Source organism: Arthrobacter cavernae, from assembly GCF_017368795.1.
Classification (GTDB): domain Bacteria; phylum Actinomycetota; class Actinomycetes; order Actinomycetales; family Micrococcaceae; genus Arthrobacter; species Arthrobacter cavernae.
Window position 1 is genome coordinate 1 of the sequence record NZ_JAFNLL010000068.1, and the last position, 4,181, is coordinate 4,181.

At 64.1% G+C, this 4,181-nt stretch carries 5 protein-coding genes; all 5 read right to left on the bottom strand.

Annotation, left to right across the window (positions count from 1 at the left end; translation table 11 throughout):
- Positions 1 to 80: 80 nt before the first annotated feature.
- The gene (locus J1902_RS18365) at positions 81 to 1,679 is read right to left on the bottom strand and encodes a multicopper oxidase family protein (RefSeq protein ID WP_207617820.1); all 1,599 of its coding nucleotides are present in this window, start codon (positions 1,677 to 1,679) and stop codon (positions 81 to 83) included.
- A 303-nt stretch (positions 1,680 to 1,982) separates the two neighbouring features.
- A complete protein-coding gene (locus J1902_RS18370) occupies positions 1,983 to 2,330 on the bottom strand; it encodes a ribbon-helix-helix protein, CopG family (protein WP_207617821.1) in 348 nt (115 codons plus the stop codon).
- Between the two features lie 18 nt (positions 2,331 to 2,348).
- Complete coding sequence (locus tag J1902_RS18375) at positions 2,349 to 2,603, bottom strand: hypothetical protein (RefSeq protein ID WP_207617822.1); 255 nt, start codon at positions 2,601 to 2,603, stop codon at positions 2,349 to 2,351.
- A gap of 240 nt (positions 2,604 to 2,843) precedes the next feature.
- The gene (locus J1902_RS18380) at positions 2,844 to 3,242 is read right to left on the bottom strand and encodes an acyl-CoA-like ligand-binding transcription factor (protein ID WP_307794489.1); all 399 of its coding nucleotides are present in this window, start codon (positions 3,240 to 3,242) and stop codon (positions 2,844 to 2,846) included.
- A gap of 662 nt (positions 3,243 to 3,904) precedes the next feature.
- The gene (locus J1902_RS18385; protein ID WP_207617823.1) at positions 3,905 to 4,129 is read right to left on the bottom strand and encodes a hypothetical protein; all 225 of its coding nucleotides are present in this window, start codon (positions 4,127 to 4,129) and stop codon (positions 3,905 to 3,907) included.
- Positions 4,130 to 4,181: the final 52 nt, after the last annotated feature.

Sequence of the window (4,181 nt, forward strand, 5' to 3'; positions counted from 1 at the left end):
CGCGGGTGCCGCTGCGTCGAACGGGCCGGCGTCGCTCCGGCATGCCGAAATGGCCGCACCGGCGGCGTGCTGCGCCGGGTTTATGGGACCGGACTGTCGAAGACCGGCCGTGCGGCCTTGATCGGGTCGTTCGGGTCCGGTTCGCCTTCCTGCAGGCCCACACGGAACTGGACCATCATGTCATGGTCCTCGTGGGGCAGGTTGTGGCAGTGGATCATGTAGCGTCCGCGGTGGGGTCCGAAGTGGGTGATCAAGCGAACCGTTTCGTTCTCGCCCAGGTAAACGACGTCCTTCGGGCCCCGTTCCCAGGGGAACGGGGGTTGGCCGTTGCGGCTGAGGATCTTGAAGTCGATGAGGTGGATGTGGACCGGGTGGAACCACCCGCCGGATTTGTTTTCGAGTTCCCAGATTTCGATGTCGTCCAGGCCGGGGTTGGCGATGGCGTGCTGGAAGTTGCTGGCGATGACGTCCTGCCAGGTTTCCCCGTTGATGGTCCAGTCGCCGCCCTGGCGTTCGAAACGCAGGTGGCGGGTCCTCACGGCCTGGGCCGGATCAAGTTCCATTTCAGGGGTGTTCACCAGCAGGTCCGGAATCCGGTTGGTTCCGTCGCCCTCGAACGGTTCATCGGTGACGTCGAAGGCCATGATTTTGTCCGTGCCGTCGAAATCGATGTTGTGGGGGTTGGACAGGTTGAGAAGCTCCACGCGCCGGCCCGCCGGGTATTGCGAGAAGTCGATGAGGAATTCGTACCGTTCGGCATTGGCATGGCGGTAGGAGCCGACGGGCCGGGACCTGGGCATCAGGCCGTCGTCGGTTGCCACGATGACCAGCGGCTCGCCGGTGCTCAGGGCGGGCCGGATCGAGCGGTTGATGGAGGCATTCAGGCACCGGAAGCGGTAGACGCGCCGCTTGACGGGCATGACCGGCCAGGGCCTGCCGTTGACCAGGAGCACGTCGCCGAACAGGCCCGATTGCGAGTGGTCGTCGTAGGCTTCGGTGCCGTCGGCCGCGAACATGAAGTCGTTGACAATCAGCGGGACATCGAATTCCCCCTGCGGCAGCAGTTCCCGCTCTGCCGGGTCATGGATTTCGTACATGGCGGCCAGCCCGGAATAGACATTCTGCGCGGTGAAGTGCACCGCGTGGTCGTGGTACCAGAACGTCACCGCGGCATGGGTATTGGGGTAGTGGTAGTCCTTCCTGAAGCCCGGTTGCGACACGTCGCTGGCATAGCCGTCGAACTGCGGCAGGGACGGCGAGCCGTGCAGGTGCGTGGATGTGGCCGTCGGCGTTCCCAGGAAGGGCTGCGGGCTGGACAGCTGGTTCCGCATGGTCACCACGGCATGCGTCCCGCGTTCCAGGCTGATCGTCGGTCCAGGGAAAATCCCGTTGTAGCCCAGGACCGGGGTGGGCAGGTCGGGGAGGAAGTTTTCCACACCCACCCGCTCGGTGATCAGATAGTGATTGACCGGCGCACCGTCCGCCGGATCGATGTCCGTCAAGAACGGTTCCAGGACCGGTGGAATCCGGAACCCGGCGCGGAAGGGCACCGGCATGTTGGCCCGGGCCAGTTCGCTGGCCGACTTCCCGGCGATGGAGGACAGCGGGACGGCCAGACCTGCCGCTCCCAAGGCACCAAGTCCTCCCAACAGGAGCACGTCACGCCGGCTGACAGACATTATGTGTCATCTCCTTGACCGGACCGACCGGGCCGGGCCAAAACGCAGGACCTGACCCCGGGTTTCAATTTCCAAACTACACCCGTGATGTTGGGAAAACGATGACCCCCGGGCTGCCGCTGCCGGGTCAGGAAGACGGGCGATGAGTCCGCGTTCAGGACGTTGCCCCCGGGTTTGTCTGCCCTGGCCGCGGGAACCGGATCCATCCGGGAGCGGTGAGTGGAACTTACGCGCGGCTGCCCGTCATTGCTCCACGCGCTGCCGCAAACGTGACTGGCGGAGACGCCTTCCCGTCAGGGTTCCTTAGGAGGAGTGTCCCAGGTAGGCCCGCAGGGCGTCGCGGACAACAACGCTGGGCTTGAGGTGCTCCAGTTCGGCCCTGGCCTCAAGCAGCTCGGCCAGGTCCTTCGGTATCCGGATAGAGAGCGTGGGCGATGTGCCCTTGCCGCTGAGGGAGGGCTTGCCGACGGCGCGCTGGACCGCTTCAGGAGAACCAAGGGCAGCCTCCAGGAGGGCCCGGCCCGCTCCCGGGCCTGCGGCCTTGGTGATCTTCGCGCCGGGCGCGATGTCGGCTGTTTCCGCCCACTCGGCAAGCCGGTGGTAGCGGTCCTGCTCCTCCGGGCCCAGGGGCCCGGTCTGGTCCTTAGTCATTGCTGCTTCCCCTTTCGGCTATGTCAATGATTTGCGGCGTGCTTCCATGACGTGGAACACGAGGATGTCGTTGGGCGGAGTGATGATCGCCATGACTTCCAGCATGGTCCGGCGGTCCACGGAGGGGCCGATGAACAGGTCGGGACGGGCGCCGCCTTCGATGCGTGGTTCGTCGAACTCCTGCACCCGGTAAACGTGGTTGAGGATCGCGTTCGCCGCGTCTTCACGGGACACTCCGTGCTTGTCTGCACTGTCCGTCCACCTGATTGCCACGCCTGTATTGTCTCACAATATTGACGAATATTGCAGGACAATATTCGCGGGTCCCGGCTGCGTGGGCACTGAGCATGCGGCGTGGCCAGGGCTCGCCCTGCCTGGTTACGACCGTGCAGAGTCTGCACGGATGATTCAAAAACGTTTTTTTGAAGAAGTAGCCCGAGGGAGATCCCGAATGTGAATCGCAGCGCTATTTGGCCGCACTTTCATATTGCTAAGTGGCCGTCGGGACGGTCCTCAGTGTTTCAATTCGTGGAAGCTGATGGCGAGGAGCGTGGCTGGCGGGCGGTTTTCGTCGGGGTCGGCCCAGCTGGTGAGGGCGATGTCGAAGCAGGCGAGGCTGGCCTGCACGATCGTGAGCGCGCGGAGCTGCCTGTCCATCCCGTGGAGGCGGCCCGCTACGAGCGGGGTGAGCATCTGCGCCCAAGCGAGGTGTTTCTCGAGATTGCGGGCGCGCAGCGACGCCGTGCTGGTCAGTACCCGCATGATGCGTTTCTGCCGTTCCCCGTGACTTTCCGACAGCCCTAATAGCGCTTCGTATGAGATGCGGAGGGAGTCCCACACGGGCTCGTCGGCGGGCCGGTTCGCGAAGGTGTCGCGGACGAACTCGCCCCACGGCATGGCATTGCCGAGCACCGCGTCTTCCTTGGTGGGGAAGTAGACATACTGGCCCCCAAGAATGATCCTTAGTCGTCCCAGCCAGTACCGGCTAAACGCCGCGCCACAGGGGGCAATTAGCGCCTTGGATGCCTCGCTTGTTCTCGGCCCAGCATCATGTAACGCCACCGCACGAAAAAGATCACACCGACGATCAAGAGGGCGCACGAGAGAACACCCATCCCTGCGTAGATGGGTGTGCAGGAGGTTCCGTCAGGGGCAACCCAGGTCTCCATGCGCATCAAGGGCGCACCACATTCGAGCGCACCACTCAATCCGCCGAAGGTGCGAGTCTGACCCAAACCGCGATAGGACACAGTCCAGGGCGCCAGGCCTGCAACAAGGCCGGCCACCGTGAATCCAATTGACAGCAGGAGCGAAGTCAGCCGTTGCTGGGGTGTTGTCATGCACAGATTCAAGCACGCCCTAGGCGCGCTAGCAGGGACCGGGTGGACGAAGCACGCCAGATCCTCGCATGGATGGAAACCAGGGACTAGCGGCGGCGCCGGCCTTGGAGCCGGCACCCCGTAAATACTTTCCCCCACGTCGCCAGAGCGCTTATCAGGGGCCAGGTGGCACTAAGTACCGGAGAGCGCTTTTGAGGCGCTCAGGTCAGGGGCAGTTCTACCGGAGAGCGTCGCTCAAAACGCCTGTCCCTTGTCGTGTCCGGGGGTGAGGCCGTTGTCCACCGTGGCTTGCTCGAGCGCAGTCTTGCATGGCCATGCCTGCTCTGGCAGGCAGCTCCAGCACACCTTGGCCACAACCAGCGCCGGATCCGCTTCCGGCCCTTGGCCGAAAGCGTTGATGTCGATCGGGAAGTGCTCAGTGGCTTCGGTGAGCGTCCAGGCGGGGCGGGTGGTGGTCATGCCTCGACGTTACGGGGTCCCCGTAGTACTCGGGAAGAACCGGGCGGATACG